The following is a 26,781-nucleotide window of genomic DNA, read 5'->3' as shown; positions in this document are numbered from 1 at the left end:
CCTCACGATGCTCCTCCGTCCTTCTCCTCGTCATGGCCTTCGCCCCGTGTCACCGTTGCGGGACCCCTCCGGAATGCAGCCCACAAGGCGGCTCCGGCCAACAGCGCGCCGCCGCCCAGCAGCGCGAACCGGCTTCCCTCGAAGCCCGTGGAGCCCAGGTGACCTTCACCGGGAGGGGTGGTTCCGGCGTCGTCATCCGATTGCGCCGTGATCCCGAGACCGAGCCGCAGGCTGCCGCGCGGTGCCGCCGGAGTCCCCTGCGGGGCGTCCAGCGAGACCGCCAGATACGAGTCCCGGCCCCGCGGCAGACCTTCCAGGGGCACGCTGGCCTGCGGATCGACCGACTTCAGCGCCAGACCGTCGACACGCAGCACGGGTTGCGTGGGACAGCGGAGCTCCGCATTCACGCCGCTCGCGCCGGTCCAGGGTGCGGAGCACTCGCGCACGGTGATCCGGTAGCCCCCGGTGGCGGCGAGCGGGCCCGTCGCGCTGAGCCGGAGAGCCGTGCCGGCCGGAGTCCCCTCCGCGATCCTCAGCCGGACCTGCCAGCTGTACTGCTGCCCGGCCCGGAGCGCGGGGAAGACCAACGGATACGGCGAGGAGGCCAATTGCAGGTGGCCCGGTGCGCCGGTCTCCGGAACGGAGGTGAAGGTCCCGCCCTGGTCCGCTGCACTTGCCGCACCGGCGGTCCCGCACAGCACGGCGAAGCTCAGGAGCAGCAAAGCAGTGCGGCGTCCGACCGTTCTCATGAGGACTCCTGAGGCCCTGCCTGCTGCCCTCCGCGGTGCCGCGGTTCCCGGTGGGGCCAGAAGGCCCAGGTCACCAGTGCGGCGATCACCAGAGTGGCGGCGCCCAGGAACCAAGGACCACGAGTGGCCATGACCCAGGAACCCAGGACGGGAACCGTGAAGACCACACGCTGCGCCGTGGTCACGTGATACGGCACCGGATCCTGGGAGCTGTTCGCGTCTCCCTTCAGCACCAGGGTCGCCGCACCGTTCCCGGCTCCGGGTTCGGGCGTCACGGAGACCACGCGGTGCGTGACCAGGGTCTTGGTGCCCTGACGCGTCACGGAGGCCACCTCCCCGGGCTTGAGTTGGTCAGCGGGAACCCTGACGGTGAGCGACAAGGCGCCCACCGGATAGCCGGGCTCCATGGAGCCGGTCCGGAACACCACGAATCCTGCGCCGAACAGCAGGGCCGCCAGGACGGACAGCAGACACAGCAGGCCCAGGACGGCCGCGACGCTCAGCAGAACCTCGCGGACCGTCCTGATGCTGCGCGTCAGCACCGATCAGGAACCGACGGTGCTGGTGAAGCGCCAGAGCGGAGTGGTCTTCTTGCCCTGCAAGGAGGGATCCGCGCTGGTGGGAAGCGTGATCGCCAGGCAGACGTCGACGCCGGTCCCTGCCGTTGCAGCGTCCACGCCCGCAGGCAGGCTGATCGGGGTGGCGGACGTTGCGGTCAGCAGCTGGCCGGCGGCGACCAGGACGGCGCCGTTGGCGCCGAAACCGGCCGCATTGCACTGGGCCTTGGTCACGCCGGACTTGGCCGAGTAGGTCAGGGCGGCGTAGAGCGCCGAGTTGTTGGTGGGGTCCACCACGGGCGTGGCCTGCACGCCTTCGGCCAGGGTGGCGGTCAGCGCTTCGGAACCGGCGGCGGCGCGGAGCTGCATCGGCGCGTAGACCGTGCTGCCCGGGACCAGCTTGTCGGCGTTGACGGCGAACGTCAGGGCTCCACCGTTCTTGGCGCTCTGGTCGCTCCAGGCCGCGGCGCCCGCGGTCCCGGTCCAGGTGTTCTGCTCCATCTGGTACGTCTTGGTGCCCGGGCCGCCGGTTCCGGCGTCGTTCTGGCCGAAGACCCATTCATTGTCGGTCCAGGCGGCGAGGGTGAAGACCGCACCCACCCCGAGGACGAGACCTCCGGCCAGGATGGCGCGGACCTTCCGGGAACGGAATGGACGAGTGGTGGATTGATTCTCCATGGTGATGATGCCCTGTCATAGCAGTTGAGTGATGAAATGCACGTGGCCCCCGTAGTGCTGCCATGATGTGCTCATTTCAGTGCACCATCGGCGGCACACCGTGTCAACCAGTGCCGATGCGCGAGAAGCGATGTTGTCAAGTCGCAACCTCCCGGCTGTGGGGACCCCTCGCCATTTGAGCCGTGATCGCCCATACTGACCGGTAACCAAGGCGCCGCGGCCCTGACAGCGCCTGGCACCGGCACGCAGGAGGTCCCGTGTTCAGCAGCCCGTTCCCCGACGTCGACATCCCCGATGTGACAGTGCACGACTACCTCTTCGCGTCGCTGGATGACAAGGACCGGGAGCGGATCGCACTCGTGGACGGCACCACCGGCGCCCAGACCGACTACGGGACGCTCGTGGCACAGATCGACGCGATCGCGGGCTATCTGGCGGCCCACGGCGTACGGCCCGGTGATGTGGTGGGACTGTTCTCCCCCAACATCCCCGCGTTCGCGGCCGTATTCCACGGTATCCTCCGCGCAGGCGCCGCGGCCACCACGGTCAACGCCCTCTACACGGCGGAGGAGGTGGGACACCAGCTCGAGGACGCGGGAGCCGGCTGGCTCTTCACCATCTCCCCGTTCCTGGAGCGCGCCGAGGCCGCAGCGGCCGCGCAGGGCATCCCGGCGGACCGGCTGGTGGTCCTGGACGGCGCCCCGGGCCACCCTTCGCTGAAGGACGTTCTGACGGCGGGCCACCCTGCGCCCGAGGTGCACCTCGATCCCGCCACGCACATCGCGGCGCTCCCCTTCTCCTCCGGCACCAGTGGAAAACCCAAGGGCGTGATGCTCACCCATCGCAACCTGGTGGCCAACGTCCAGCAGAGCCGGGCGCTCCTGGAAGTGAGCCGCGACGATGTCCTGCTGGCGCTCCTCCCGTTCTTCCACATCTACGGGATGACCGTGCTGCTGAACCTGGCACTGGCCGAACGCGCGCGCCTCGTCACCATGCCCAAGTTCGATCTCACGGAATTCCTGCGGATCATCCAGGAGCACCGGGTCAGCTATCTCTTCATCGCCCCGCCCGTGGCCGTGGCCCTGGCGAAGCACCCCCTGGTGGCGGAATACGACCTGTCCAGCGTCCACACCGCGCTCTCGGGCGCCGCTCCCCTGGACGAGGAACTGGGTCACGCCGTGGCCGAACGCCTCGGCTGCACCATGCTGCAGGGCTACGGGATGAGCGAGATGAGCCCCGTCTCCCACCTGATCCCCCGCTCCGCCGAGGGCGTGCCGCTGGGCAGCTGCGGCTACACGGTGCCGAACATGGACATCCGGATCGTGGACCTGGCCACCGGCGAGGACATCGATCCTCCGGCGGAGGGCGTCAGCGAACCGGGGCACCTGCTCTGCCGCGGGCCCAATGTCATGGTGGGGTACCTCAACCTGCCCGAAGCCACCGCCGAGACCCTCGACGCGGACGGTTTCCTCCACACCGGCGACATCGCCACGGTGTCCTCCACCGGCGTGGTCAGCATCGTGGACCGGCTCAAGGAACTCATCAAGTACAAGGGCTACCAGATCCCGCCCGCCGAGCTGGAGGCCCTGCTGCTGACGCATCCGGAGGTGGCCGACGTCGCGGTGGTGGGCGCCTACGACGACGACCACCAGGAGGTCCCCAAGGCCTTCGTGGTGCGGCAGCCCGGGTCGGAGCTGGACGCCGCCGCGGTCATGGACTTCGTGGCGGCCCATGTCGCCCCGCACAAGAAGGTCCGGCAGGTGGAGTTCCTGGACGCCATCCCGAAATCCGCCTCCGGCAAGATCCTGCGCCGCGAGCTGCGGAAAGGCTGAAACCGGAAACGGCGGAGATCATCACACCCGCCGACGGTCACCTTCCGGTGACCGGCCGCCGTCGTCGTTCAGGCGTCGTTCAGGCTCGGCTCAGAGGGCCTCGATGGCCGCCTTCGCCGTGGGGTCCGAGTCGTTCAGGAACTTCTCGATCCGCTCGGGCTCCTCCGGCTCGCCGATGGCCGCGGACGCGCGGCCCAGGGCGTGCAGCGCCCGGAGGAACCCCTGGTTCGGCTCGTGCTCCCACGGGATGGGTCCGGCGCCGCGCCAGCCGTTGCGGCGCAGGGCGTCCAGGCCGCGGTGATAGCCCACCCGGGCGAAGGCGTAGGACTCGACGGTCCGGCCTTCGGCCCAGGCCTGCTCGGCCGCGAGGGCCCAGAGCAGGGATGACGACGGGTACTTCGCCACGAGCTCCTGCGGATGCGCGCCGAGGGCCAGGTGCTGGTACACCTCGGTCTCGGCCGGGAGCTTGGTGGGCTCAGGGCCCAGGAGGTTCGAGCGGAACTCGTCGGACATGCTTACTTGCCGCTCTTGCCGGCGGAACCGAGCTGCTGCGCGGCTTCGACGATGCGGGCCGCCATGCCGGCCTCGGCGGAGGCGCCCCAGACGCGCGGGTCGTAGGCCTTCTTGTTGCCGATCTCGCCGTCGACCTTCAGCACGCCGTCGTAGTTGCTGAACATGTGGCCGGCCACCGGGCGGGTGAACGCGTACTGGGTGTCCGTGTCCACGTTCATCTTGATGACACCGTAGGAGACGGCGTCCGCGATCTCCTGCTCGGAGGAGCCGGAACCGCCGTGGAAGACCAGGTCGAACGGGCTGGCCTTGCCGATCTTGGCGCCGACCTCTTCCTGGATCTTCTTGAGCAGCTCGGGACGCAGCTTCACGCCACCCGGCTTGTACACGCCGTGCACGTTGCCGAAGGTCAGGGCCGTGATGTAGCGGCCGTTCTCGCCGGAACCCAGAGCCTCGATGGTCGCCAGGGCGTCCTCGGTGGTGGTGTAGAGCTTCTCGTTGATCTCGTTCTCCACGCCGTCCTCTTCGCCACCGACGGTGCCGATTTCGACCTCGAGGATCATCTTGGCGGCCGCGGTGCGGTCCAGCAGCTCGCGGGCGATGCGCAGGTTCTCGCCGAGCTCCTCGTGGGAGCCGTCCCACATGTGGGAGTTGAAGAGCGGGTTGCGGCCTGCCTTGACCTCGGCCTCGGAGGCGGCGAGCAGCGGCAGGACGAAGCCGTCCAGCTTGTCCTTGGGGCAGTGGTCGGTGTGGAGGGCGATGTTGATGTCGTAGTTCTTCGCCACCTCACGGGCGAAGGCCGCGAACGCCAGGGAACCGGCCACCATGTCCTTGACGGAGGCGCCGGACCAGTAGGCCGCACCGCCGGTGGAGACCTGGATGATGCCGTCAGAGCCGGCCTCGGCGAAACCACGCAGGGCCGCGTTGAGGGTCTGCGAGGAGGTGACGTTCACGGCCGGGTAGGCGAAGCCGCCTGCCTTGGCACGGTCGATCATGTCGGCGTAGATTTCCGGGGTTGCGATAGGCATGCTGACTCCTGGTGATGCAACGGGATGGGCCGGGCAGCAGGGATGTTGCCGACCGATTCGCGCTATTTCCGCGTGACTGAACCCATCCTAGCCAGCAAGCAGGCGGGCATGGAATGTGGCCCGGATCATGACGCGGCGCAGGCCCGGGCGTGAGCGGCGCGGCCCCGGGATCGATGCCGGGAGGCTCAGGAGACGCGCTGACCGAAGACGTGACGCCGGACCCAGGCGTGCATCGCGATCGCCGCGGCCGAGGCGGCGTTCATGGAGCGGGTGGACCCGAACTGCTCGATCGACAAGGTGGCCTCGGCCGCGCGGTGGACCTCCTCGGACAGCCCCGGACCCTCCTGCCCGAACACGAGGACGCAGTTCTTCGGCAGGTCGTACGTCTCCAGCGGCACCGAGTCCGGGAAGATGTCCACCCCGAGGATCGTGAGTCCCTCGCCCTGCGCCCAGGCCACGAAGTCGTCCACCGTGGGGTGGTGGCGGATGTGCTGGTACTTGTCGGTGACCATGGCCCCGCGCCGATTCCATCGGCGGCGCCCGATGATGTGGACCTCCTTGGCCAGGAACGCATTGGCCGTGCGGACCACGGTGCCGATGTTCAGATCGTGCTGCCAGTTCTCGATCGCCACGTGGAAATCGTGCCGCCGGGTGTCCAGCTCGGCCACGATCGCGTCATGTTTCCAGTATCGGTACTGGTCCAGGACATTGCGACGGTCCCCGTGCTCCAGCAGCTCCGGATCCCAGTGCTCCCCCTCGGGCCTGGGACCCTCCCAGGGGCCGACGCCGACCTCATGCGCCGGGCCGGCCGGCACGGAGTCCGGCTCGACGACGGCGCGGGACCCGCCGTCGTGGTCCGTGTCCTGTGCGGGGGCGGGCAGGCCGGGGTCACCGGAGGTCTGATCAGTCACCCCTCAACTGTAGTGGGACGCGCAGAGCCCGGACCGAAGGCCCGGGCTCTGCGCGGAGTGCCGGTCTCAGACAGGACCGGGCGTGAGGGACGAGCCGCTCAGGGCATGCGCCACTTGTTGATGCGGAACGAGTTGGCCAGCTCCGCCATGAGGCCCGGGTGCTGCTCCCAGTAGCTCTGGTGGCCGCTCACGCCGAGCAGCTGAGGCGTGCCCCACGGAGTGATGGTGAAGAGGTTGACGCCCTGGATGGCGTCGCCCTGGGAGGTCTTGCACTCGAAACCGACCACCACGGCGAGGCCGCGGAGGAAGGACCGGATCTCCGGCTTGGTGGTGCGGAAGTCCGAGGCGCACTTGTGGCTCACCACCACGGAGGCCAGCTGGTCCTGCGACATGCCGCTGAGCTTGGTCTCCAGCTGCTTGATCAGGCTCTTGATCTTCGCCGGATCGGAGCCGTACTTCTGCGACTCGGATTCGGCGAAGAAGGAGAAGGCCACGGACAGGCCATCCGAATCGAGCTGGTTGGTCCCGGCGGCGGCACGCTGCATCTCCTGGCCGCTCTCCGGGTCCTTGGTGATGCCGAGGCTGACGTCCGTGGACCACTCCTTCAGACGGGCGAAGCTGGATTCACCCGTGACGAAGCGGCTGAACTTCGTGTCGCCGTCGACCGGCGCGCCATCCGGGCTCTTGTAGACCTTCCACTCCTCCGGGAGAGGGGTGGCGCCGGCCGGCATCGAGACGGCGGGGGCCGCCGTGTCGGCCGGGGAGGGCTCCTCGGACGGCTGATCCCCGGAGGTCGTCTCCGGGCTCGACTCGGGGCTGCTCTGCTGCGAGGCGGTGTCGACGGCCCGGGGCTCCTTGCTGACCGACATCGCGGGGATCAGCCAGGCGAACACCACCACGAGGACCACGATCAGGCCGGCGGCGATGCTGCCGAGCACGATCGCCAGTGTCTTGCGGTTCCCGGAGTGCGGAGGCGGCGGCACGGGCGGGAGTCCGTTGCGGAGCACCGTGTGGTCCTCTTCCTCCGGGATGTGCACCTGGAAGGACTGCTGCTGGGCGGGCTGCTGGCCGGGCTGCTGCGGGTAGGACTGCGTGGGCGCCTGGCCCGGGTAGGAGGCTCCCGGGTACTGGCCACCCTGCTGGCCCGGGTTCGGGCTCCCCGGGTACTGCTGGCCGGGATTCTGATTCCCCGGGTACTGGTTCCCCGGGTACTGGGGCTGACCGGTCTGGTTCTGCGGCGGGGATCCCCACTGCTGCTGCGGGTTCTGCTGCTGCGGGTTCTGCTGCTGCGGATTCTGGGGCGGCTGGCCGGGGAGGTCCCCGGGGTTCAGGGGACGGGTGCTGCCGGTGGGCGGCTGTTCAGGCTCGGTGTTCGGGTCCATGGGAGGTCTTTTCAGGAGGAGGAGTGACGGATCCATTAAATCAAGTCATTGGATTCAATGGAGGACTATATCCAATTCCGCCACATCCTGGGCTGTCGCGCCAGTCATGACGGGAATTTCATGTTCTGTTCAGACAGAGGGCGGAACGTACAGTGGAGACAGTCCCATCTGAGGAGGAACCATGAGCGACGCCGAACGCAGCCCCTTGCGAAACCACCGGAGCGGTCAGGAGATCGAATGCTGGCTCACCGACATGGACGGCGTGCTGGTTCATGAGAACCACGCCATCCCCGGAGCCGCCGAGCTGATCCAGCGCTGGGTGGACACCTCCAAGCGCTTCCTCGTCCTGACGAACAACTCGATCTTCACGCCCCGGGACCTGGCCGCGCGCCTGGCGTCCTCCGGTCTTGAGGTGCCGGAGGAGAACATCTGGACCTCGGCGCTGGCCACGGCCCAGTTCCTGAAGGAGCAGGTGCGCAGCTCGGACAGCGGCAACCGCGCCTACACGATCGGCGAGGCCGGACTGACGACGGCGCTCCACGAGGCGGGCTTCATCCTCACCGACCAGGACCCCGACTTCGTGGTGCTCGGCGAGACGCGGACCTACTCGTTCGAGGCGATCACCATGGCCATCCGCCTCATCCTGGCCGGGGCCCGCTTCATCGCCACCAACCCGGACGCCACCGGCCCGTCGAAGGAAGGCCCCATGCCGGCCACGGGCGCCATCGCCGCCCTCATCACCAAGGCCACGGGCCGCGAGCCGTACATCGTCGGTAAGCCGAATCCGATGATGTTCCGTTCGGCCATGAACCGGATCGACGCCCACTCCGAGACCACCGCCATGATCGGTGACCGCATGGACACCGACATCGTGGCGGGCATGGAGGCCGGCCTGCACACGGTGCTCGTCCTGTCCGGCATCACCCGGACCGAGGAGATCAGCTCCTACCCGTTCCGGCCCAACCAGGTGCTCTCCAGCGTCGCCGCGCTGGTCGACCAGATCTGAGACCAGATCCGAGCAGCCCTTGGCAGGGGCGAGGCCGAGACGGCTCAGGCCGCCGGCTCAGCCTGGGCCGGCTCAGGCCGCCGGGCCCAGCCGGCCCAGGCCGGTGGCGTAGTCGGTCGCGTACGCGAGCGTGAGGTCACGGCCCGGAGGCAAGAGCGCGGAAGCCGTCTGCGTCATGTAGTCGGCCTCGATATGCACGCTGACATGGCAGGAGCGGTCCGCCGGGATCTCGAAGGTCATGTACCCCCAGAAGACCACGTAGCTGCGGCCATCGATGCTGACCACGGGCCGGAACCGGCCCGAGGCCATCACGTTCTGAGTGGTCACCTGGAGCGTCAGCAGGCGCCGCTCCCCCTGGTGGAAATCGACGTAGGGGATCACACCGTCCGGCAGGGGCTGCCCGGAAACGCTCATACCGTCCTCCTCAGGAATGCGCTCGCGACGGAGCGGAGACGGCGAGCCGGGATCCGGCCCGCCGGAAGATGAGACCGAAGGTCAGACCGCAGGCTCGACCGGCGGCAGCGCGGACCACGGGAAGGTGATCCACTTGTCGGTGCGGCGCCACTCGAAGTCCGGCGCCAGGATGGTGCGGGGCTTGGTGTAGAGGCAGACGGTCTTCACCTCGGCGCCCCAGTCGCCGATCAGCTCCACGACCTTCGCCAGGGTGCGGCCGGAGTCGGAGACGTCATCCACCAGGAGGACCTTCTTGCCGTGCAGGGCGCCCTCGTCCAGCATGGGCGGCAGGACCACGGGCTCGGGCAGCACGGTGCCGATTCCGGTGTAGAACTCCACGTTCAGGGCGCCGCATGCCTTGGCCCCGAGGGCGTAGGCGATGGAGCCGGCCAGGAGCAGGCCGCCACGAGCGATCGCCACCACCACGTCCGGCTGGAACCCGCTGTCCACCACGGTCTGGGCCAGCTCGCGCGAAGCGTCGCCGAAGGTGTCCCAGGTGAGGACTTCACGTTCGGGCTCGGGGAGGACGTCCACCCCGGAATCATCAAGGTTGTTTGCCATGTACCAAAGTTACCGGTGCGCCCGCTTCCGCGGGTAGTCGGCGCCGAACGCGACAGCACGCCACCCAGGGCGGAGTGTTCAGAGTGGGAAGTGCCGGTCCATGATCTGCTCGAGGATCGGGTGGTAGACCTGCGGGCTCCATTGCGGGCTGGCATGGGCGGGAATCGCACCGAGGGTCTCGATGTCGGAGCTGAGCAACCGGGACGGGAACGCGTTCCGCCAGCCCTGGCGCGCCGTGAAGTAGTCCACCGTGCCGTCCCCCGGATTGCCGATGAACACCAGGCTCGTGTACGGCAGCCGCCCGGCCAGGAAGCGCAGATCGAAACCGTACACGTAGGCGGCTTCACTCTGGATGAGGAACGACGACGGCGCCAGCGGGCTCAGCTGCTCGGCCGTCTGTTCCAGAACCTGCCGCCAGGTCCGCTCGTGCTTGTTCACGATCCGCTCGCCCAGCTCGTACCCGCCGCGGACGATCGTGGGGATCGGGACGCCGCGTTCGTAGCTGTACACCACACCGTCGAACGACTCCTGATCCAGCACGTCATAGCGGCTGGCGGGGCTGGAGTCGAGGAGGATGAACCGCACCTGGATCTGGTGCCGCTCCCACAGCAGCACCGCCGTCTCCACCGCGAGCATGCCGCCGAAACTGTGCCCGTAGAGGAACACGTAGCGGATCTTCCGCAGCCGGATCGACGCGGCGATGGCGTCCACCACGTCGTACACGGACAGTCCGAGGTTCGAATACCCCACCGCGGCCATCCGCCCCCAGCGGCCGATCGCCGGTTTGAGGGACGTCAGGATGAACCGGGCCTCATCCCAGCTGGTCTTGAAGCCCGGAAGAAGGAACCAGCCCGCGTCGGCGGGGGCGTCTCCGGGCGAGTCGTCGCCGAGGGTGAGGATCGTGGTGAGCCGCCGCTGTTCGGCGATGGCCCGGGTGTAGGCGAGGTCCGCGGTCAGGATCGCGGAGGCGCCGCCCAGCCAGAGAAAACCGCGGCGCGAGAGCCGGCGCATCCCGTCCGCAGTGCGCAGCAGGGAGGCCAGATCACGACGGCGGGCCGCGCCGCCGTCGTCGTCGTGCCCTGTGCCCGGACCTTCAGGCCCGGGCACAGGGGGCGGGAGATCAGTCGAGTCCGAGTTCATCCTTGGAGAAGGCGAACAGGTAGGGGACGCCCGCCTCGGCCTCGATCTTTTCCTTGGCGCCGGTGTTGCGGTCCACGATCACGGCCACGGCCTTGACGTTGCCGCCCGCGTTGCGGACGCCTTCGATGGCGGTCAGCGCGGAGCCGCCGGTGGTGGAGGTGTCCTCGAGGACCACGACGTCACGGCCGTCCACGCCCGGGCCTTCCACCTGGCGGCCCATGCCGTAGGACTTCTGGGCCTTGCGGACCACGAAGGCGTCGATGGAGCGGCCCGCGTCACCGGCGGCGTGCATGAGCGCGGTGCCCACGGGGTCGGCGCCCATGGTGAGTCCGCCCGCGGTCTCGAACTCGATCCCGGCGTCGTCCAGCAGCTGGAGCATGACCTGGCCGACCAGGCGGGACGCCTCGTGGTGCAGGGTGATGCGGCGCAGATCGACGTAGTAGTCGGCCTCCTTGCCACTGGACAGGGTGACCTTGCCGTGGACCACGGCGAGTTCCTTGATGAGTTCGAGCAGGCGGGCGCGCGCGGCGGAGGCGTCGAGGGCAGTCATACGAGAAGTTTATCGACTGGCGGCCGTCACGCCGCCAGCGGTCTCGGCCGACGGCGGGTTACGGATCCCGACGGCGGACACCAGGCCGCCCACCACCAGCAGGAGCGCCGTGACGATCAGGACGCGGTGGAAGCCGTCGAGGTCCAGGGTGGGCCCGACGATGAGCCCGAGGACGGCCACGCCCACCAGGCCCGCCACCCGGGCCACCGCGTTGTTCACGGCCGAACCGATGCCGGACTGCTCCTCCGACACCGACCCGAGGATCGCGGCCGTGAGCGGCGCCACCGTCACCGAAAGCCCGACGCCGAACAACAGGATCCCCGGCAGGAGCTGGGTCCAGTAGTCGACCGGCGTCGTCGTGGTGACCATGAGCAGATAGCCCGCCCCGCCCAGAATGGGGCCGGACGCCATGAACCACCGTGGCCCGTAGCGTCCCGCGAGAGACCCGAACCAACTGGACAGCACGATGTTCAGGATGCTGATCGGCAGCGTGGCGAGGGCGGCGAGAGTGGCAGGGTATCCCGCCACCTGCTGGAGGAAGAGGACCACGATGAGGCCGCCGATCGACAGCGCCGCGTAGATGAAGGTGGTGGCGATGTTGCCGACACCGAAGTTGCGCACGGTGAACAGGCTCAAGGGCATGAGCGGCTGCTTCGCGGTGGCCTGCCGCCAGAGGAATCCCGCCAGGCAGAGCACCCCGGCCACGAACGGGACCCAGATGCCCGGGTTCCCCCATCCCAGGTTCCCCTGCTCGATCAATGCGTACACCGGACCACCCAGCCCGAGCACGCAGAGGACCGCTCCGGCGTAGTCGATCCGGACGCCCTGGGCCCGGACGTCCCTCATGCCGAGCACCGCCAGCAGGTACAGGGTCACGGCGATGGGCAGGACGTTGATCCAGAACACGGCGCGCCAGCCGACCGTGTCCACCAGGACCCCGCCCAGGATCGGCCCCGCGATGAACGCCACCGTGGTGCCTGCGGTCCATTGGCCGATGGCCTTGGCCCGGGCCGGTCCGCTGAAGTTCGCCGTGATGAGTGCCAGCGAGCTCGGCACCAGCAGCGCCGCCGCGGCGCCCTGGAAACCGCGGCCCACGATCAGGACCTCGGCCGTGGAGGCGAAGGCGCAGACGAGCGACGTCACGCCGAAACCGAACAGGCCGATCCGGAGGATCAGGATCCTGCCGAGGACGTCCGACAGCGAGCCTGCCAGGAGGATGAGCGCGCCGAGGGTGATGAGGTACGCGTCCACCACCCACTGCTGAGTGGCCAGTCCCCCGCCGAACTCGCGGTCGATGGCCGGCAGGGCGACGTTGATGACGCTGCCGTCCAGGAACGAGACGAACGACGCGAGGATGGTGATCCAGAGGATGAGCCGCTGGGCGGCGGGGCCGGTCTTCATACCGAGGTACTCCGGTTCTGCAGAGCATTCCTCCCGCTCAGGGTGGTCACGGGAGGAGGACGGCGGGTGCCGACAGCTCCATTCTGCCCCCGGACGGCGGAACCGTGGGCTACCGGGGCCCGTCCGGGGAACCGCTGCTGCGGGCCGGCGTCGTGCCGCGCTCGTGGCCGCGCTCGTGGCCGCGCCTCGCCCGTGCCCCGGGCGCGCACCCGCAGCCTCCTCCGGCGCACCGCACCGGGTGTAACCCTCGCGAAACGTGGTGCGGGTACCCTGGGCGTATGCGCGCACTTCAGGCCCAGATCATCGAGGAAATGGGCGTCAAGCCCCAGATCGACCCCGCCGCCGAGGTCGCGGCACGCGTGGACTTCCTGGCGTCCTATCTGCGGGCGACACGGACCAACGGCTTCGTGCTGGGGATCTCCGGCGGAGTCGACTCGTCCCTGGCCGGGAAGCTCTGTCAGCTGGCTGTGGAGAAGCTCTCCTCCGAGGGGGTGGAAGCCGACTTCGTCGCGGTCCGCCTGCCCTACCGCGTCCAGCACGATGAGGACGACGCTCAGGCGGCGCTCGCGTTCATCGACGCCCGCACCGAGTGGACGTTCAACGTCGGCCCCGGCGTGGACGGTGTGGAGGAGGAGTTCCTGAAGACCACCGGATCCGAGATCTCCGATTTCAACAAGGGCAATGTGAAGGCCCGTATCCGCATGGTGGCGCAGTATGCCCTGGCCGGAGAGCACAACTACCTGGTGGTGGGCACCGACCATGGAGCCGAGTCCGTGACCGGATTCTTCACCAAGTTCGGCGACGGCGGGGCGGACGTGCTGCCGCTCTTCGGCCTGAACAAGCGCCAGAACCGTCAGCTGCTGGAGCACCTGGGCGCGCCCCGCCAGGTCTGGGAGAAGGTCCCGACGGCCGACCTCCTCGACGGCAAGCCGGGCCGCACCGACGAGGACGAACTGGGCATCAGCTACGACCAGATCGACGACTACCTCGAAGGCCGCGAGGTGCCCGAGGGCGTCGCGGCGGCGATCGAGGAGAAGTACCTGCGCACCCGGCACAAGCGCACCACCCCGGTCACCATCCACGACGAGTGGTGGAAGCAGGGCTGACGCCGTGGCCGTCATCCACCGCGCAACGCTGACGCCCTCCAAGCTGGAACTCCTGGAGCCCTGGCTCGCCCGGCAGCCGTGGGCGGGAACCGGCGGGAACCTGGAGCGCCTCGGGAGCTACCGCTTCGACGACCCCGACGGCGAGGTCGGCATCGAAGGATTCCTGCTCCGCCACGGCACGGAGACGGTCCACGTGCTGCTCACCTACCGCGCGGCTCCCCTGGAGGGCGCGGCGGAGTGGCTCATCGGCACCATGGAGCACTCCGTGCTCGGCACCCGCTGGGTGTACGACGGCGTCGGGGACCCGGTCGGCCGGGACGTGCTGCTCCGCGCGCTGCGGGGCGAGCAGCAGCAGGCGGCACTCGAAGTGCACGACGACGCCGGCGCCGTCGTGCAGCGCCCCGAACCGGACGTGCGGGTGCGGACGGTCGTGGCCGACGACGTTGGAGCCGCGGCTCCTGCGTCGGTCTCCGCCGAAGACGGATTCGCCGTGGCGGGTTCCGGGGAGGACAGACTGCTCGTAGCGCGGATCCCATCCGTCTCAGGCCCGAGCCGACGTCGGCTCGTGGCCACCTGGGCGGACGGCGAGGCCGTCATCGCGGCGCTGGGCTGAACTCGTAACCCCGGGCTGACGTCTTGCCTCCGCGTTGAGATGCGGCGGCCCGGACGGTCAGTGGCACTGCCTCCACCGGCTTGTGTGCTCAGTAAGTGCGAGTCGTGGCCCCGAACACCCGCGACTACTGAGCACACAACACCTCAGAATCTCGCCGTCAGTCCCGGTTGAACTCGGCCGGACGCTTCTCCTGGAACGCGGTCATGCCCTCGACCTGATCCGGGGTGCCGAAGAGAGAATGGAACAGGCGCCTCTCGAAGACCACACCCTGCGCCAGGCCGGTCTCGAAGGCGGCGTTCACGGCTTCCTTGGCCATCATCGCCACGGGCTTGGACTTCTCCGCGATGGTCTCCGCCACCGCGAGCGCCTCCTCCAGGAGGGACTCCGTGGGCACCACGCGGGAGACCAGACCGGAGCGTTCGGCCTCCGCCGCGTCCATCATCCGGCCGGTGAGGACCAGGTCCATGGCCTTCGCCTTCCCCACCGCACGGGTGAGCCGCTGAGAGCCGCCCATGCCCGGGATCACGCCCAGATTGATCTCGGGCTGACCGAACTTCGCGTTCTCCGCGGCGATGAGCAGATCACACATCATCGCCAGCTCGCACCCGCCGCCCAGCGCATAGCCGGACACCGCCGCGATCACGGGGATCCTCACCCGGGAGAGCTCCTCCCAGCCGCGGAACCAATCGGCCCGGTACATCTCGAGATGGTCCTTGGACGCCATCTCCTTGATGTCCGCGCCGGCCGCGAACGCCTTGGCCGATCCGGTCAGGACGACCGCTCCCGTGCCGGGATCCGCATCCGCGGCGCGGACCGCCTCCACCACCTCGGTCATGGTGGCCAGATTCAGCGCGTTGAGCGCCTCCGGCCGGTTGAGGGTCACGATCGTGACGCGTCCACGGCGCTCCACCAGGATGTTCTGCATGCGTGCTCCTTCGCAATCGGCGTCTGAAGAATGGGGTCGGATGGGTTCGCCTCCGGCGTCAGAGGTTCAGGTCTCCGCCGTCCGTCTCGCCGGGTTCGAACGGCGCGAAATAGGAGCCGACCAGATCCGGGCTGACGTCGGTCAGGGCGGCGTGCTCCCAGTGCGGGGTGCGGTCCTTGTCGATCACCTGGGCGCGGATGCCCTCCCGCATGTCCGGGGACGCGAGGCACCGCACGGCCACACGGAACTCGTCCCGCAAGGCCTCCTCCAGCGTCCCGGAGCAGTGCCGCCGCACGGCTTCGAGCGCCACGGCGACCGAACGCGGGGACTTGGTCCGGATGGTCGCCGCTGCCGCCTGGGCCTGCGGGTCCGGGTGGGTCTCCAGGCGGCTCAGGATGACGGCCGCGGAGGCGTCGCCGGACAGGGCGCCCGCATAGCAGTCCTCGATCCAGGAGGCTGCCCCGTCAGCGTCCCCGGCCGCGCCGAGTTCCGCATGCGGCGCCGCACCGGCGAAGCGTGCCACGGCGTCGTCGGCGGTGTCAGTCTCCAGGAACGCCAGAAACTCCGGAAGGCTCGCGGCCGGCACGAACGCGTCGGCGAGTCCCAGATGGATGGCGTCCCCGGCGCCGACGTGGTCGCCGGTCATGACGGCGTGGACACCCGCGGCGCCGGCATGGCCCAGCAGCCAGGTCCCACCGACATCCGGGACGTATCCGATGGTGACCTCCGGCATGCCCATCCGCGTGCTCTCGGTGACCACACGATGTGAGGCGTGCGCGGAGATGCCCACCCCGCCACCCAGGACCAGACCGTCCTGCACCGCGATCACCGGCTTGGGATAGCCGAAGATGAGCGAGTTCATGCGGAACTCCGCCCGGAAGAAGTCGTGGGAGGCCCGTTCTCCGGCCACCATGTCCCGGTACATCGCGACGACGTCACCGCCGGCACACAGCCCGCGCTCCCCCGCGCCGGTGATGACCACGTGCTCGATCGACGGGTCCGACGCCCAGGCCCTCAGCTGCGCGTCCACGGCCTCGACCATGTGCTGGTTGAGCGCATTGACCGCGCGTGGCCGGTTGAGCACGACGACGCCGGCGTGCCCGCGCTGTTCGAACATCACCTCCGAGAACATCACCTCCGCGGGAGGCTGCTCGGCCGTGGGGCCGGGGGCGGAGACGGCGGACGGGGCGCTGGTACTGGAAGGCTCCATGGCTCTAGCTTGCCCGAAAGGCGTTCCAGTTTCATCTGCGGCGGCCCGTCATGTGGAAAAGCCCTCCTCACCCTGCCGGGCGGCAGGGTGAGGAGGGCTGCCCGGCGACAGTGCCGGGCCGTGCTGACGCGGGCCGTCCTCAGGCGGCGAGTTCCTGCGGCTTCTCGCCGAGGTCGGCGGTGCGGACCTTGTAGGTCTCCCGCAGGCCGAGAACGCACAGGACCAGGATCAGGCAGGCCGCACCGGAGTACAGGGCGATGCCGAGGGAACCGCGGTTGAAGGCGATGAACAGCGCCGTGGCGATGCTGGCCGCCGTGCCACCGCCCAGCGCGGCGCCGGTCTGGTACGTGGCCGAGATCGAGGAGTACCGGCTCTCCTTGGAGAACTGCTCCCCCAGGAAAGCGGGGATGCAGCCCTGCGGCATCGCCATGAAGACGTTCACCAGGATGAAGGCGACCGTCGCCAGGAAGGCCACCTGGCTGTCCACCATGCCGAAGAAGACGAAGAAGAACACCGCGTAGATCACGGCGCCGCCGGCGATGACCTTCTTCCGCCCGATCCGGTCCGAGAGCAGGCCCATGAACGGCGCCGCGAGCATGAAGGCGAAGGAGCCGGCCACCTGGAAGAGCAGAGACTGGGTGTCCGTGTAGCCGCGTTCCTCGGTGTACGTGACCGTGAAGAGCGAGCCGATGTAGGCGATGGTGTTGTAGCCGAACGCCACACCGATGGCCAGGAGCATCTGCTTCGGGTGCTTGCGGATCGCGTCCAGGAGCGGCACCCGGGGAGCGCTCTCCTTGTTCACGGTCTCCTGCGGCATCCGGGTGCGGGCGATGATGCCGACCAGGACCAGCAGGCCGCCCAGCCAGAACGGGACGCGCCAGGCCCAGGCCGTGAGTTCGGACTCGGGCAGGAGCGTCATGACCGTGAAGACGCCCGTGCCGAACAGGCTGCCGATGCCGATGCCCGTGCTGGTGAAGCTTCCCCAGAGGCCACGGCGGTTCTCCGGCGAGTTTTCGATGCCGAAGAGGGACGCGCCGCCCCATTCACCACCGGCCGCGAAGCCCTGCACCAGGCGCAGGACCACCAGCAGCACGGGAGCCAGGAGGCCGACGTTCTGGTACGTGGGGAGGCAGCCGATCAGGAAGGTGCTGCCTCCCATGAGGAGCAGGGTCAGGACGAGCATCGACTTGCGGCCAATGCGGTCGCCGAAGTGGCCCACCACGATGCCGCCCAGGGGCCGCACGATGAAGCCCGCGCCGAAGGCCGCGAACGCCACCAGGGTGCCGGTGAGACGGTCGGTGGCCGGGAAGAAGAGCGTGGGGAAGACCAGCGCGGCGGCCAGGCCGTAGACGATGAAGTCGTAGAACTCCAGGGCCGTGCCGAACCCGGAGATGAAGAAGGTCCGCACGGCGGTGGTGGCCTGTGCGCCCAGCTTCGAGGCATCCTGCGGGGCCGGGGCGGCCGCCGGGGAGGACTTGGTGTGGGACATGGGAGTGGTTCCTTGAGGAGATGAAGCGGGGAGGGGGTCAGAAGCGCGCAAGGCCGTGAACGGCGGCTTCGTCGGGACGGCCGGCGAAGTAGTCGAGAGCGAAGCGCTCGACGTCGACGCCGATGGTCAGCAGGGTGCCCCACTGGTCGATGAGGGGCTTGGCGGTGTCCGGGGTCATGCAGATGGCGGCGGCGGATCCTTCGCCTCCGCAGGCGGCGCGGACACGGCCGACGGGATCCAGACCCGTCAGGTTTCCGCGGACGGCGTCGAGGTGCTGGTAGCGCTCGGCCGTGGTGGAGTCGGCGGGCATGGTGTCGCCCTGGAACAGCTCGGGGTCGAGGAAGTGGTTGGTGTGGAAGAGCCAGCCGTCCTCGCCGGGGCGGACGACGCCGAGACCCGCCGGGGCGAGCTCGAGGCTCACGGCGCGCGAGTCGCCGTCGTGGAATTCGAAGACGGTGAAGACGGTGGAGGCGCTGACGGTGGCGCTCGCGGCGATGGCCTGCGCCTCCTCCAGCGTGGCGGCCTCCTCCAGGATCCGGCGGGCGATGGCGTGGACCGGGACCCCGCCCTGATCGGAGTCGCTGCGGTGGGACAGGATGTTGAAGTGCAGGCCGAGCCCGGCGTCGTTGACGCCGATCTTCGCGGCGGTGCCGAATTCGGTGAACATCTTGACCCGGCGGCCGGTGGGGGTGGTGAGGTCCAGGAGCAGCCCGTCGGGGACCAGGAACTCGTGCCAGTCCCAGGTCTGCATGGTCTCCGGAGCCCGGCCTTCGCCGGTGAGGACCGCGGTGGAGCATTCGCCTTCGCCGCGAGGCGGCTCGGCGGCCAGGACCTCGGTGCGGGCGCCGACGGCGGCGAGCTGCCAGAGCTCGAGACCGGCGGCCGAGGCGATGGCCTCGGTCTCCGCGGCCAGCCCGGGCGCCCAGGCGGCGAGCGCCGCGTGGCTCGTCTCGGCGATGCGCCGGACGGTCTGTTCGGAGATCTTCAGGGCTTCGAAGTGCCGGAGGTAGAGCTCGGTGCTCCGTTCGAAGCGGTCACCGAATTCCAGCCCGAGGTCGCGGCCGCGGACGGCCGGATCCTGGGTGGTGGACGTTGCGGTGAAAAGCTTCATGGGATGTTCCTTCGACGGTGCGTTTACTGAGGTGTGGATCACATTAGGGACGTAAAACGTTTTATGCAATCATGGATTTCACCGTCGCCTTCCGGGAACCGCTTGCGGGCTGTTCCGTCCCTGGTGAAAGGTGGGTACGAACGATCACAGGAGGGTCCATGGCACGGGGCAAAGGAGTGACCATCCGGGACGTCGCACGCCGCGCGGGGGTGTCCATCACCGCGGTCTCGCACTCGTTGAACGGCAAAGGGACCATCAGCGAAGAGACCCGCGCCCGGGTGAAGGCCGCCGCCGACGAGCTCGGGTACCAGGCGGACGCGTTCGCCCGCGGCATGCGCCAGGGCAGCATCGGCGCGATCGGCCTCGTGATGCGCTCCCTGGACGCCCTGGGCGACTACACCCCGGCCGGCGTCGACGTCTTCGAGCGCTTCGCCGGGATCCTCTCCTCCCGGGCGCTGGCCCGCGGCCTCAGCCTCACCCTGGTGCCGGATCTGACCAGGAGCCCCGTCCCGCCGCTCGCCTTCTCCATGGACGGCTACGTCATCATGAGCCCCAATGCCCAGGACCCTGTGATCGACCTCCTGGAACGGCGGGGCATCCCCTACGTCTGTTACGGCAAACGCCTGGACAATGCGGACTTCACCCACTGGTCCTCCGAAGACGATCCCCTGGCGGCCCGGCAGATCCTGGCGCATTTCGAAGCCGCCGGGGCCCGTGAAGTGGTCCTGGTCTCCGGAACGGACCGGAACGCCTGGAACGCGGATTTCCTCCAGGAGTACCTGGCGTGGTGCGGACGCCACGGGGTGACCCCGAGGGTCTATGAGCAGTCGGAGCGGTCCGGTCTGGACGGCGGGCGCGACGCCGGACTCCGCATCCTGGCGGACGGCGTCCCCGAGGCGGTGTTCTGCATGACGGGGCGGCACGCGGCCGGTGTGCAGCAGGCGATCCTGGCGGCCGGGCTGAACGTGCCGGGCCAGGTCATGATCGCCGCCGCGTCCGATTCCGAGCACGCCCGGTCCAGCCGGCCCGCCATCACGGCGTTCGAACTCAATCCCGCCGGAACGGCGGACCTGCTGCTCGACATGCTTCAGGAGCTCCTCAAGACCGGCCAGACGGTCGGCCCGCGGCTGACCCGCGCCCGCCTCCGCCCCCGGGCGTCGACCAGGACCTCGGCCCGTCGCGAGTGAGGCGCTCCCCCGGGCCCACTGATGCGTGGGGAGAACCGGCGGGGTCTCAGGGACGCGACTCGATGATCCTCACGATCTCCGTGAAGCCCATCCGCCGCGCGTTCTCCAGTGCCGTCCGCCCCTGAGGATCCCGGATGCCCGGGTCGGCCCCCGCCGCCAGGAGCAGCCGCACCGCCTCCTGCTGGCGGGGTCCACCGGTGTTCAGCAGGATCGCCTCCTGCATCCCGGTCCAGCCCAGCCGGTTCACGTGATTCACCGGAACGCCCGCGGCGATCAGGATCCGGATCGTCTCGACGTGGCCGTGCTCGCAGGCCGGAATGAGCGCCGTGCCGCCGTAACGGTTGATGCTCTTCACATCGGCCCCGGCGGCCAGGGTCAGCCGCAGGACCTCGTTGAACCCCTCCGCCCCGGCGTAGAGGAACGCCGAGTCCTGGATGGAGTCCTTGGCGTTGACATCACCGCCCCGCTCGATCAGCTTCCCGACCTCGGCCGGGTCGTTCCGTTTCGCGGCCCGGATGAGGTCCTGATCCAGCTGTGCACGCTCCGCAGGGGTCAGGCGGCCGCGGGCAGCCGCGCGCGCAGCCGCACGTGCCTGGGCCGCGGGCGTCGACGGAGCGGACGACGGCGTGCCGCCGCCCTCCGCGAGCGGCGACCCTCCCTGAGTCGGGGACGCCGCCGGAGATGAGGCTGCCGCGGAGGGCGCGGCGTCGTCGTTCTTCTGTGCTGTTCCCGCAGGCGACGGGCCAGGGGCGCAGGCGGCGAGGAGCCCGGCGGCCAGGACCGCCAGGCCCCCCTTCAGCACTGCGCCACGCGTCGGCATGGCATTCATCATGGGTCCTAGCGGCCCAGGATCGCCTCGGCGCCGGCCGTGGCGCACGCCTCGTCGAGGGCGCCGTCCGGAGCGCCGCCGACGCCGATGCCGGCCACGGACACGCCGTTCACCTTGAGCGGGACGCCGCCGGCCAGGAAGAGGGTGCCCGGCAGATCGGCGATGGAGGGCTTGCCGTTGCCGCTGATCCGCCCGGCCAGCTCACTCGTGGGAGCGCCGAACGCAGCAGCCGTGTAGGCCTTCTGCTTCGAGGCTTCGAGGGTGTGCTGAGCGGCGTTGTCGCCGCGCAGCACGGCCTGGACGGTGCCGAAACGGTCCACGACCGTGACGGACACGAACGGGAGCTTGTCCGCCACGCACTTGGCCAGCGCGGCCTGGCCGGCCTTGGCGGAGGCGGTGGCGGAGATCCGGTTCTGGGCCACCGTGGTGCCCTCGCCTGCGGGGATGTCCGCGGTGGGGAAGCGCTTGGCGGACTCGGCCGCCGGAGCTGCGGCGGGCTGCGAGACCTGTCCGGCGTTGGCGGCCGCGGTGACGCCGCCGGTGAGGAGGAGCGCAGCCGCAGCGGCGGAGAGGACCTTGATGTTGCTCTTGCTGATGGCCATGGTGTGCCTGCCTTTCGGGAACGGATCGAGTCCGATGGATCAGAGTGCGAGCTCACGGACCCCGGCGCGCCGGGGGCATGCCCGGCCTTCCTGGCGAGTCCGTGAACTCCTGACATCCATCCTTCCGGGGCGGGGTCTCCGGCACATCGGCTGATCCGGCAGGGGTTCCTCATGCCTTCGGGTGGCCGTATCAGCCAAAAGGATGAGACGCGTCTTTCCTGTCGGAGCCGTCTCGTAGAGTGGCCCCATGATCACCGCACCCGCAGCAGGCCGCGAGCGCTATCTGAGCGTGGCCGTCCACTGCGGATTCGCGGTGCTCCTGACCGCGTCCCTGATCCGTTACGTGCTGCGGCACGGGCCGGATGAGAATTCGCTGGTCCTGGTTCTGGCCGCCGCACTCTGCGCGCTGTACGCGGCGGCGGTCCGGCTGCGAGGCCCCGCGCGCCCGGTCGTCACCTGGGTCCTGGTGGCGGTCTGGGCCGCTCTGGTCATCCTGGCCCCGAGTTTCGCCTGGTGCGCGTTCGCGGTCTTCTTCGTCTGCCGTTCCGCCGTGTCCGGGAAGGCCGCGGCACTGGCCACCGGCCTGACCGCGCTGAGCACCGCCGTCGGGCTGTTCAAACTCAGCGGGTACACCGACGTGGCAGCTCTCCTCGGCCCTGCGGCGGCGGCACTCGTCCTCACGCTCGTCTATGACCGGCTGGAGGACACTCTGGCCCGGCAGGCCCAGCTGAACACGGAGCTGCGCACGGCGCAGGCCCAGACGGCCGCCGCCGAACGGGCGGCCGGAACACTGGCCGAACGCGAGCGCGTGGCCCGCGAGATCCATGACACCGTGACGCAGGGGCTCGCCAGCACCGTGCTCCTGCTGGAAGCGGCGGACCGCACCGAAGGGCTCAGCCCGGAGGTCCGCCAGGCCACCGAGCAGCTCCGGGTGAATCTGGCGGAGACCCGGGGGCTGGTGCACAATCTGGCGACCTCCCCGGAACCCGATCTGCCGCTGGAGGAAGCTCTGTCGGTTGCCGTCCGGCGTCACGTCCCGGACATGAGGATCAGCGTGACCGGCACCGTGCGGCCGCTGCCCCCGGACGTCCGGCACGCGGTCGTGCGGATCGCCCAGAGCGCCGCCGCGAACGTCGAGCGGCATGCGTCCGCCCACGCTGCGAGCGTCACGCTGGGCTATCTGCCGGGGTCGGTGACGCTGGACGTGTACGACGACGGCGTGGGCTTCCAGCCCGCCGCCACCTCGGCGCCGGGGCCGGGTGGCGGGTACGGGCTGCGTGCCATGCGGCAGCGGGTGGAGCAGCTCGGGGGTACCTTTGCGGTGGAGTCGGCGCCAGGCGAGGGAACGGTGATCGGGGTGCAGATTCCGGCCGGGGACACCGGCACGGTGGAAGGAGGAACGGCATGATCACGGTGCTGCTGGTGGATGACCATTTGGTGGTGCGGAGTGGGCTGCGGGCACTGCTCAGCACTCAGCCGGACATCGAGGTGGTGGCCGAAGCCTCCTCGGGTGAGGACGGCGTGACTGCGGTCCACGAACACGAACCGGATGTGGTCCTGATGGACCTGGCGATGGGGCCGGGTATCGACGGCATCGAGGCGATCCGCCGGGTGCGCGCACAGCGCCCGGCACAGGCCGTCCTCGTGTTCACCACCTACGATTCGGACGCGGACATCGTGCGTGCGGTTGACGCCGGAGCCATGGGATACCTCCTCAAGGACGCCGCCCCGGACGAGATCTTCGCGGCGGTGCGGGGCGCGTCGCGGGGGCAGAGTCACATGAGCGCACCCGTGGCGAGCAGGCTCTTCCAGCAGATGCGGAACCCGGACGAGGCGCTGACACCCCGGGAGGCCGAATTGCTGACCCTGCTGACCCAGGGCCTCTCGAACAAGGAGCTCGGACGGAAGCTGTTCATCTCCGAGGCCACGGTGAAGACCCACCTGGCTCACATCTACGCGAAGCTCGGGGTGGATTCACGGGCCGCCGCCATCGCCAAGGCGCTGCGCCGCGAGGGCATGCGGTGACGGGTCTCGCCGACGGGGTCGCCGGGCTGGTGTCCCGGCGCGAGGGAGCCGTGCGTTTCCTCCTGTTCGCGCCCGGGGTGATGGACCATCCCCTGGACGATCACGACGACGTGTTCGTGACCGCAGTCGAGGACCTGGGCGGGGACGCCGTGCTGCTGGGCGAGACTCCCCTCCTCTTCGCCGGGTTGCAGGCGAAGAACCTGTTCGCCAGGACCGTGGAGAGCGTCGGATTCCTGGTGACGGACCAGGCCGTGCACGTCCGGGACGCCCCGTCCACGCCGTTCGAGCCGGCCGTCCCGCGGGCGGTGCCGATCCTCGCGGACCCTGACCCGGCGCAGGCGGCCCGGAGGATCGTTCGCCGGGCCTCGGCGACCTTCGACCGGAAGTGGGCCGAGACCCTGAGCGACGCCGCCGCGCTGCAGGAGGCGCTCGACGTCGTGCGCGAGGTGGTCGAGCTGGTGCTGACCGCGGAGTGAGCTCACCCGCGGTGTGCGCGAGTTCACCACGAAACGGCGGGTTCTTCGCCCCGGAGCAGGCCGCTCCGATGCAACACTCGTGTCATGCGCTCAGTTCACCTCACGTCCGCATTCATGGCCATGGGGCTCGGCCTGGTCACGGGGATCCTGCTCTTCGTCCCGTTCGTGGCCGCCAGCTACCGGCGGCGGGGGCGGCTCACCGCCGGACGGTTCGTCCTCTGGGGCGCGGCACTCGTGTACTTCTGGGCCATCTGGACGTACACGCTGCTGCCTCTGCCCGACCCGGCCGGCTACCAGTGCGTGGGGGCGAACGTTCAGCCGTTCGCGTTCGTCCAGGACATCCGGGATTCACTGGCGTCGTCCGGCGGCGGCCTCCGAGCGGCGGTCATGGACTTCGCGGTCCTGCAAGTGGTTTTCAACGTGGTGCTGTTCATGCCACTCGGGTTCTTCATCCGGGTGCTGGGCGGACGGGGCGTCGCGGTCGCGACCCTGACCGGCTTGGCGACGACGGCCCTGATCGAGTTCACCCAGCTCACCGGGGTGTGGGGACTGTACCCGTGCGCCTACCGTTTCTTCGACGTCGACGACCTCATGGCCAACACCCTCGGCGCGCTGCTCGGCTCCCTCATCGCGCTGCCGTTCTTCGGGCGGCGGCGCCAGCTGGCCGAGGCCGCCGACGTCGCGCTTCCGGTCACCAAACCGCGGCGCTTCCTCGGCATGCTGTGCGACTGGATCGCGTTCACCCTGGTCAGCGTGTCCATCACGGTGGGCATCCGGGCGTTCCTGCTGTACGTCCTCAACGACCGCGAAGCGCTCCTGCAGGACGGCTACTCCTCAGCCGTCGGGACCGGCGTCGCCTTCCTGCTCTGGCTCGTGGTCACGGTGGCGAGCGGCCGCACCGTCGGTGACCACGCGGTCCAATTGCAGTACGACGGCGGCCCCCTCCCCCGGCCGCTCGCTCGGCTCCTGCGTCTGCTCGGCGGGATCGGCGGCTACGCGCTGCTGGAGTTCCTGCCGGAGGGGCTCGGCTGGGTGGGATCCCTGTTCGTCCTCGTGTCTCTCGCAGCCCTGGTGTTCAGCGCCAAGGGCCGTGGTCTGCCCGGCCTGGTGTCGGGCCAGGGGATCCGGGACGCGCGGGAGACCCCAGCACTGGTCCCGGCCGGCTGACAGAACCGGCCGGCTGAGAGACCCCTGCCCCACCCCTGAAACAGTGAGTTCCCGTCGAAACCGCGTGTTAAACACACTGTTTCGACGGGAACTCACTGTTTCAGCGGGCGGGACGCCCCGGCCTGGGCCGGAACCTCACCTCACCAGTGCGCGCGCCAGTACTGCGGCGCGTACGGGGTCTTGTCGAGCGGCTCACCGAGGGAACGGGCGGCGAGCGCGGCCCAGTTCGGCTCCTTGAGGGCGGCGCGGGCGATCGAGACGCCATCCGCCTGGCCGTTCACCAGGACCTGCTCGGCCTGCTGGGCCTCGTTGATCATGCCGACGGCGGTGACGAAAGCGTCGTTCTCCACGCCCCGCTCGTCGGCGTCCGCGGCCAGGGCCTTCTTCACCTCGTCGGCCAGCGCGATCTGATACCCGGGTCCGGTCGGGCCGTGGTAGGCGCCGATCCCGCCGCTGGACAGGTCGAACACCGTGACGCCCTCGGCCCGGAGCTCCACCGCGAGACGCGCGGTCTCCTCGATGGTCCAGCCACCCTCGACCCAGTCCGAGCCGGAGAACCGCACACCCAGGGGCTTCTCGTCCGGCCAGACCTCGCGCACGGCCGCCACGACCTCCCGCAGATACCGGGTGCGGCCTTCGAAGGACCCGCCGTAGGAGTCCGTCCGGGTGTTGCTCAGCGGTGACAGGAACTGGTGCACCAGGTAGCCGTGGGCCGCGTGGATCTGGATGAAGTCGAACCCGGCCTCGTCGGCCCTGCGGGCGGCCGCGGCCCAGGACGCCACCGACTCCTGGATCTCGTCGACGGTCAGCTCGTGCGACTCGGCCAGGCCATGGATCGAGGTGACGGACGGTGCGACGGTGACCCACCCGCCGTCGGCCACCGGGACCGACCCGGTCAGGCCCTGGTCCACCCAGCGCGGCAGCCAGCCATACGTGGAGGCCTTGCCCCCGGCATGGGCCAGCTGCACGCCGGCGGCGGCGCCCTGGCTCTTGATGAAGGCGGTGATCGGCTTGAAGGCCTCCACCTGCTCGTCGTTCCACAGGCCGAGGTCCTCCGGGGAGATGCGGCCCTCCGGCACCACGGCCGTGGCCTCGGCGATCACCATGCCGAATCCGCCGGCGGCGCGGGCGCCCAGATGCACCTGATGCCAGGGGGTCGGCACGCCGTCGCGCGCATCCACGGAGTACATGCACATGGGGGCGAGGAAGGTCCGGTTGCGCAGCGTGAGCTGGCCGGACGGGGCGGACAGGACTGCTTCAGTGAAAAGTTGGCTCACGTTCAT

At 69.6% G+C, this 26,781-nt stretch carries 28 protein-coding genes; 9 read left to right on the top strand and 19 right to left on the bottom strand.

The features are described from left to right. Nucleotides 1-2: 2 nt before the first annotated feature. The 3 genes from AB4Y75_RS10625 to AB4Y75_RS10615 are packed head-to-tail and all read right to left on the bottom strand — an operon-like array spanning nucleotide 3 to nucleotide 1,984. Complete coding sequence (locus tag AB4Y75_RS10625; protein ID WP_441435852.1) at nucleotides 3-749, bottom strand: hypothetical protein; 747 nt, start codon at nucleotides 747-749, stop codon at nucleotides 3-5. Continuing rightward, nucleotides 746-1,291, bottom strand: a complete 546-nt coding sequence (locus tag AB4Y75_RS10620) for a signal peptidase I (RefSeq protein ID WP_441435851.1) — start codon at nucleotides 1,289-1,291, stop codon at nucleotides 746-748. Before AB4Y75_RS10620 ends, AB4Y75_RS10625 begins: the two co-directional genes overlap by 4 nt. 3 nt (nucleotides 1,292-1,294) lie before the next feature. After that, nucleotides 1,295-1,984, bottom strand: coding sequence for a SipW-dependent-type signal peptide-containing protein (locus AB4Y75_RS10615; RefSeq protein ID WP_441435850.1), 690 nt, complete (start codon nucleotides 1,982-1,984; stop codon nucleotides 1,295-1,297). A gap of 257 nt (nucleotides 1,985-2,241) precedes the next feature. Here AB4Y75_RS10615 and AB4Y75_RS10610 point away from each other — a divergent pair, with 257 nt between their 5' ends. After that, complete coding sequence (locus AB4Y75_RS10610; protein WP_441435849.1) at nucleotides 2,242-3,816, top strand: AMP-binding protein; 1,575 nt, start codon at nucleotides 2,242-2,244, stop codon at nucleotides 3,814-3,816. Between the two features lie 90 nt (nucleotides 3,817-3,906). On the opposite strand, the gene AB4Y75_RS10605 is transcribed toward AB4Y75_RS10610, so the two are convergent. From AB4Y75_RS10605 to AB4Y75_RS10590, 4 genes are all read right to left on the bottom strand, one after another. Next, nucleotides 3,907-4,329 carry a DUF3151 domain-containing protein gene (locus AB4Y75_RS10605; RefSeq protein WP_441435848.1) on the bottom strand — a complete coding sequence of 141 codons (423 nt, stop codon included), beginning with the start codon at nucleotides 4,327-4,329 and terminating at the stop codon, nucleotides 3,907-3,909. A 2-nt stretch (nucleotides 4,330-4,331) separates the two neighbouring features. Next, complete coding sequence (gene fbaA / locus AB4Y75_RS10600) at nucleotides 4,332-5,354, bottom strand: class II fructose-bisphosphate aldolase (protein WP_441435847.1); 1,023 nt, start codon at nucleotides 5,352-5,354, stop codon at nucleotides 4,332-4,334. Between the two features lie 185 nt (nucleotides 5,355-5,539). Next, the gene (locus AB4Y75_RS10595) at nucleotides 5,540-6,169 is read right to left on the bottom strand and encodes a TrmH family RNA methyltransferase (protein ID WP_441436028.1); all 630 of its coding nucleotides are present in this window, start codon (nucleotides 6,167-6,169) and stop codon (nucleotides 5,540-5,542) included. Nucleotides 6,170-6,363: 194 nt separating this feature from the next. Further along, a complete protein-coding gene (locus tag AB4Y75_RS10590) occupies nucleotides 6,364-7,647 on the bottom strand; it encodes a hypothetical protein (protein ID WP_441435846.1) in 1,284 nt (427 codons plus the stop codon). Nucleotides 7,648-7,828: 181 nt separating this feature from the next. Between AB4Y75_RS10590 and AB4Y75_RS10585 the strand changes: the two genes are divergently transcribed. Then, nucleotides 7,829-8,653, top strand: coding sequence for an HAD-IIA family hydrolase (locus AB4Y75_RS10585; RefSeq protein WP_441435845.1), 825 nt, complete (start codon nucleotides 7,829-7,831; stop codon nucleotides 8,651-8,653). Between the two features lie 72 nt (nucleotides 8,654-8,725). Here the strand turns inward: AB4Y75_RS10585 and AB4Y75_RS10580 are convergent, their stop codons facing one another. From AB4Y75_RS10580 to AB4Y75_RS10560, 5 genes are all read right to left on the bottom strand, one after another. Then, nucleotides 8,726-9,067 (bottom strand): hypothetical protein, encoded by a 342-nt coding sequence (locus AB4Y75_RS10580; RefSeq protein WP_441435844.1) that lies wholly within the window; start codon nucleotides 9,065-9,067, stop codon nucleotides 8,726-8,728. 81 nt (nucleotides 9,068-9,148) lie between these two features. After that, the gene (locus AB4Y75_RS10575; RefSeq protein WP_441435843.1) at nucleotides 9,149-9,667 is read right to left on the bottom strand and encodes a phosphoribosyltransferase; all 519 of its coding nucleotides are present in this window, start codon (nucleotides 9,665-9,667) and stop codon (nucleotides 9,149-9,151) included. 78 nt (nucleotides 9,668-9,745) lie between these two features. Beyond that, nucleotides 9,746-10,774 carry a thioesterase domain-containing protein gene (locus AB4Y75_RS10570; protein WP_441435842.1) on the bottom strand — a complete coding sequence of 343 codons (1,029 nt, stop codon included), beginning with the start codon at nucleotides 10,772-10,774 and terminating at the stop codon, nucleotides 9,746-9,748. Nucleotides 10,775-10,787: 13 nt separating this feature from the next. Continuing rightward, a complete protein-coding gene (pyrE, locus tag AB4Y75_RS10565; RefSeq protein ID WP_441435841.1) occupies nucleotides 10,788-11,357 on the bottom strand; it encodes an orotate phosphoribosyltransferase in 570 nt (189 codons plus the stop codon). Between the two features lie 9 nt (nucleotides 11,358-11,366). Next, nucleotides 11,367-12,758: an MFS transporter gene (locus tag AB4Y75_RS10560; RefSeq protein WP_441435840.1), complete on the bottom strand. Its 1,392-nt coding sequence runs from the start codon at nucleotides 12,756-12,758 to the stop codon at nucleotides 11,367-11,369. 278 nt (nucleotides 12,759-13,036) lie between these two features. Between AB4Y75_RS10560 and nadE the strand changes: the two genes are divergently transcribed. Together nadE and AB4Y75_RS10550 are read left to right on the top strand one after the other, a co-directional pair. Further along, nucleotides 13,037-13,864 carry an ammonia-dependent NAD(+) synthetase gene (gene nadE / locus AB4Y75_RS10555; RefSeq protein WP_441435839.1) on the top strand — a complete coding sequence of 276 codons (828 nt, stop codon included), beginning with the start codon at nucleotides 13,037-13,039 and terminating at the stop codon, nucleotides 13,862-13,864. A 4-nt stretch (nucleotides 13,865-13,868) separates the two neighbouring features. Further along, on the top strand, nucleotides 13,869-14,477 hold the full coding sequence (locus AB4Y75_RS10550; RefSeq protein WP_441435838.1) for a CG0192-related protein: 609 nt from the start codon (nucleotides 13,869-13,871) through the stop codon (nucleotides 14,475-14,477). Nucleotides 14,478-14,634: 157 nt separating this feature from the next. Here AB4Y75_RS10550 and AB4Y75_RS10545 read toward each other — a convergent pair whose 3' ends face one another. From AB4Y75_RS10545 to AB4Y75_RS10530, 4 genes are all read right to left on the bottom strand, one after another. Beyond that, a complete protein-coding gene (locus AB4Y75_RS10545) occupies nucleotides 14,635-15,402 on the bottom strand; it encodes an enoyl-CoA hydratase (protein WP_441435837.1) in 768 nt (255 codons plus the stop codon). Between the two features lie 58 nt (nucleotides 15,403-15,460). Beyond that, a complete protein-coding gene (locus AB4Y75_RS10540) occupies nucleotides 15,461-16,612 on the bottom strand; it encodes an enoyl-CoA hydratase/isomerase family protein (RefSeq protein ID WP_441435836.1) in 1,152 nt (383 codons plus the stop codon). A gap of 139 nt (nucleotides 16,613-16,751) precedes the next feature. Then, on the bottom strand, nucleotides 16,752-18,101 hold the full coding sequence (locus AB4Y75_RS10535) for an MFS transporter (RefSeq protein ID WP_441435835.1): 1,350 nt from the start codon (nucleotides 18,099-18,101) through the stop codon (nucleotides 16,752-16,754). A 37-nt stretch (nucleotides 18,102-18,138) separates the two neighbouring features. Further along, nucleotides 18,139-19,212: a C45 family autoproteolytic acyltransferase/hydolase gene (locus AB4Y75_RS10530; protein ID WP_441435834.1), complete on the bottom strand. Its 1,074-nt coding sequence runs from the start codon at nucleotides 19,210-19,212 to the stop codon at nucleotides 18,139-18,141. Between the two features lie 158 nt (nucleotides 19,213-19,370). Here AB4Y75_RS10530 and AB4Y75_RS10525 point away from each other — a divergent pair, with 158 nt between their 5' ends. Continuing rightward, entirely contained in the window at nucleotides 19,371-20,399 is a 1,029-nt protein-coding gene (locus AB4Y75_RS10525; RefSeq protein WP_441435833.1) for a LacI family DNA-binding transcriptional regulator, read from the top strand. A 46-nt stretch (nucleotides 20,400-20,445) separates the two neighbouring features. Here AB4Y75_RS10525 and AB4Y75_RS10520 read toward each other — a convergent pair whose 3' ends face one another. Together AB4Y75_RS10520 and AB4Y75_RS10515 are read right to left on the bottom strand one after the other, a co-directional pair. Further along, nucleotides 20,446-21,231 carry an ankyrin repeat domain-containing protein gene (locus tag AB4Y75_RS10520; RefSeq protein ID WP_441435832.1) on the bottom strand — a complete coding sequence of 262 codons (786 nt, stop codon included), beginning with the start codon at nucleotides 21,229-21,231 and terminating at the stop codon, nucleotides 20,446-20,448. 5 nt (nucleotides 21,232-21,236) lie between these two features. Further along, nucleotides 21,237-21,830 (bottom strand): GlcG/HbpS family heme-binding protein, encoded by a 594-nt coding sequence (locus AB4Y75_RS10515; RefSeq protein ID WP_441435831.1) that lies wholly within the window; start codon nucleotides 21,828-21,830, stop codon nucleotides 21,237-21,239. A gap of 247 nt (nucleotides 21,831-22,077) precedes the next feature. Between AB4Y75_RS10515 and AB4Y75_RS10510 the strand changes: the two genes are divergently transcribed. The 4 genes from AB4Y75_RS10510 to AB4Y75_RS10495 all read left to right on the top strand — a co-directional run bounded on the left by AB4Y75_RS10510 (nucleotide 22,078) and on the right by AB4Y75_RS10495 (nucleotide 25,498). Further along, the gene (locus tag AB4Y75_RS10510; protein ID WP_441435830.1) at nucleotides 22,078-23,238 is read left to right on the top strand and encodes a sensor histidine kinase; all 1,161 of its coding nucleotides are present in this window, start codon (nucleotides 22,078-22,080) and stop codon (nucleotides 23,236-23,238) included. Then, complete coding sequence (locus tag AB4Y75_RS10505; protein WP_441435829.1) at nucleotides 23,235-23,855, top strand: response regulator; 621 nt, start codon at nucleotides 23,235-23,237, stop codon at nucleotides 23,853-23,855. The genes AB4Y75_RS10510 and AB4Y75_RS10505 overlap by 4 nt, the downstream gene beginning before the upstream one ends. After that, on the top strand, nucleotides 23,852-24,331 hold the full coding sequence (locus AB4Y75_RS10500) for a hypothetical protein (protein ID WP_441435828.1): 480 nt from the start codon (nucleotides 23,852-23,854) through the stop codon (nucleotides 24,329-24,331). Before AB4Y75_RS10505 ends, AB4Y75_RS10500 begins: the two co-directional genes overlap by 4 nt. A gap of 84 nt (nucleotides 24,332-24,415) precedes the next feature. Further along, a complete protein-coding gene (locus AB4Y75_RS10495; RefSeq protein ID WP_441435827.1) occupies nucleotides 24,416-25,498 on the top strand; it encodes a VanZ family protein in 1,083 nt (360 codons plus the stop codon). A 140-nt stretch (nucleotides 25,499-25,638) separates the two neighbouring features. On the opposite strand, the gene AB4Y75_RS10490 is transcribed toward AB4Y75_RS10495, so the two are convergent. Next, nucleotides 25,639-26,781, bottom strand: a complete 1,143-nt coding sequence (locus AB4Y75_RS10490) for an NADH:flavin oxidoreductase/NADH oxidase (RefSeq protein ID WP_441435826.1) — start codon at nucleotides 26,779-26,781, stop codon at nucleotides 25,639-25,641.

Origin of the sequence: Arthrobacter sp. RAF14 (genome assembly GCF_052114185.1) — a bacterium.
Classification (GTDB): domain Bacteria; phylum Actinomycetota; class Actinomycetes; order Actinomycetales; family Micrococcaceae; genus Arthrobacter_E.
This window is presented reverse-complemented; position numbering and strand designations above follow the sequence as displayed.

What these genes read in the sequence shown, in the direction of transcription:
- AB4Y75_RS10625 (WP_441435852.1), bottom strand. Translation starts at nt 749, where the DNA reads ATGAGAACGGTCGGACGCCGCACTGCTTTGCTGCTCCTGAGCTTCGCC.
- AB4Y75_RS10615 (WP_441435850.1), bottom strand. Translation starts at nt 1,984, where the DNA reads ATGGAGAATCAATCCACCACTCGTCCATTCCGTTCCCGGAAGGTCCGC.
- AB4Y75_RS10605 (WP_441435848.1), bottom strand. Translation starts at nt 4,329, where the DNA reads ATGTCCGACGAGTTCCGCTCGAACCTCCTGGGCCCTGAGCCCACCAAG.
- fbaA (WP_441435847.1), bottom strand. Translation starts at nt 5,354, where the DNA reads ATGCCTATCGCAACCCCGGAAATCTACGCCGACATGATCGACCGTGCC.
- AB4Y75_RS10590 (WP_441435846.1), bottom strand. Translation starts at nt 7,647, where the DNA reads ATGGACCCGAACACCGAGCCTGAACAGCCGCCCACCGGCAGCACCCGT.
- AB4Y75_RS10585 (WP_441435845.1), top strand. Translation starts at nt 7,829, where the DNA reads ATGAGCGACGCCGAACGCAGCCCCTTGCGAAACCACCGGAGCGGTCAG.
- AB4Y75_RS10580 (WP_441435844.1), bottom strand. Translation starts at nt 9,067, where the DNA reads ATGAGCGTTTCCGGGCAGCCCCTGCCGGACGGTGTGATCCCCTACGTC.
- AB4Y75_RS10575 (WP_441435843.1), bottom strand. Translation starts at nt 9,667, where the DNA reads ATGGCAAACAACCTTGATGATTCCGGGGTGGACGTCCTCCCCGAGCCC.
- pyrE (WP_441435841.1), bottom strand. Translation starts at nt 11,357, where the DNA reads ATGACTGCCCTCGACGCCTCCGCCGCGCGCGCCCGCCTGCTCGAACTC.
- AB4Y75_RS10560 (WP_441435840.1), bottom strand. Translation starts at nt 12,758, where the DNA reads ATGAAGACCGGCCCCGCCGCCCAGCGGCTCATCCTCTGGATCACCATC.
- nadE (WP_441435839.1), top strand. Translation starts at nt 13,037, where the DNA reads ATGCGCGCACTTCAGGCCCAGATCATCGAGGAAATGGGCGTCAAGCCC.
- AB4Y75_RS10545 (WP_441435837.1), bottom strand. Translation starts at nt 15,402, where the DNA reads ATGCAGAACATCCTGGTGGAGCGCCGTGGACGCGTCACGATCGTGACC.
- AB4Y75_RS10540 (WP_441435836.1), bottom strand. Translation starts at nt 16,612, where the DNA reads ATGGAGCCTTCCAGTACCAGCGCCCCGTCCGCCGTCTCCGCCCCCGGC.
- AB4Y75_RS10535 (WP_441435835.1), bottom strand. Translation starts at nt 18,101, where the DNA reads ATGTCCCACACCAAGTCCTCCCCGGCGGCCGCCCCGGCCCCGCAGGAT.
- AB4Y75_RS10530 (WP_441435834.1), bottom strand. Translation starts at nt 19,212, where the DNA reads ATGAAGCTTTTCACCGCAACGTCCACCACCCAGGATCCGGCCGTCCGC.
- AB4Y75_RS10525 (WP_441435833.1), top strand. Translation starts at nt 19,371, where the DNA reads ATGGCACGGGGCAAAGGAGTGACCATCCGGGACGTCGCACGCCGCGCG.
- AB4Y75_RS10520 (WP_441435832.1), bottom strand. Translation starts at nt 21,231, where the DNA reads ATGATGAATGCCATGCCGACGCGTGGCGCAGTGCTGAAGGGGGGCCTG.
- AB4Y75_RS10515 (WP_441435831.1), bottom strand. Translation starts at nt 21,830, where the DNA reads ATGGCCATCAGCAAGAGCAACATCAAGGTCCTCTCCGCCGCTGCGGCT.
- AB4Y75_RS10510 (WP_441435830.1), top strand. Translation starts at nt 22,078, where the DNA reads ATGATCACCGCACCCGCAGCAGGCCGCGAGCGCTATCTGAGCGTGGCC.
- AB4Y75_RS10505 (WP_441435829.1), top strand. Translation starts at nt 23,235, where the DNA reads ATGATCACGGTGCTGCTGGTGGATGACCATTTGGTGGTGCGGAGTGGG.
- AB4Y75_RS10495 (WP_441435827.1), top strand. Translation starts at nt 24,416, where the DNA reads ATGCGCTCAGTTCACCTCACGTCCGCATTCATGGCCATGGGGCTCGGC.
- AB4Y75_RS10490 (WP_441435826.1), bottom strand. Translation starts at nt 26,781, where the DNA reads ATGAACGTGAGCCAACTTTTCACTGAAGCAGTCCTGTCCGCCCCGTCC.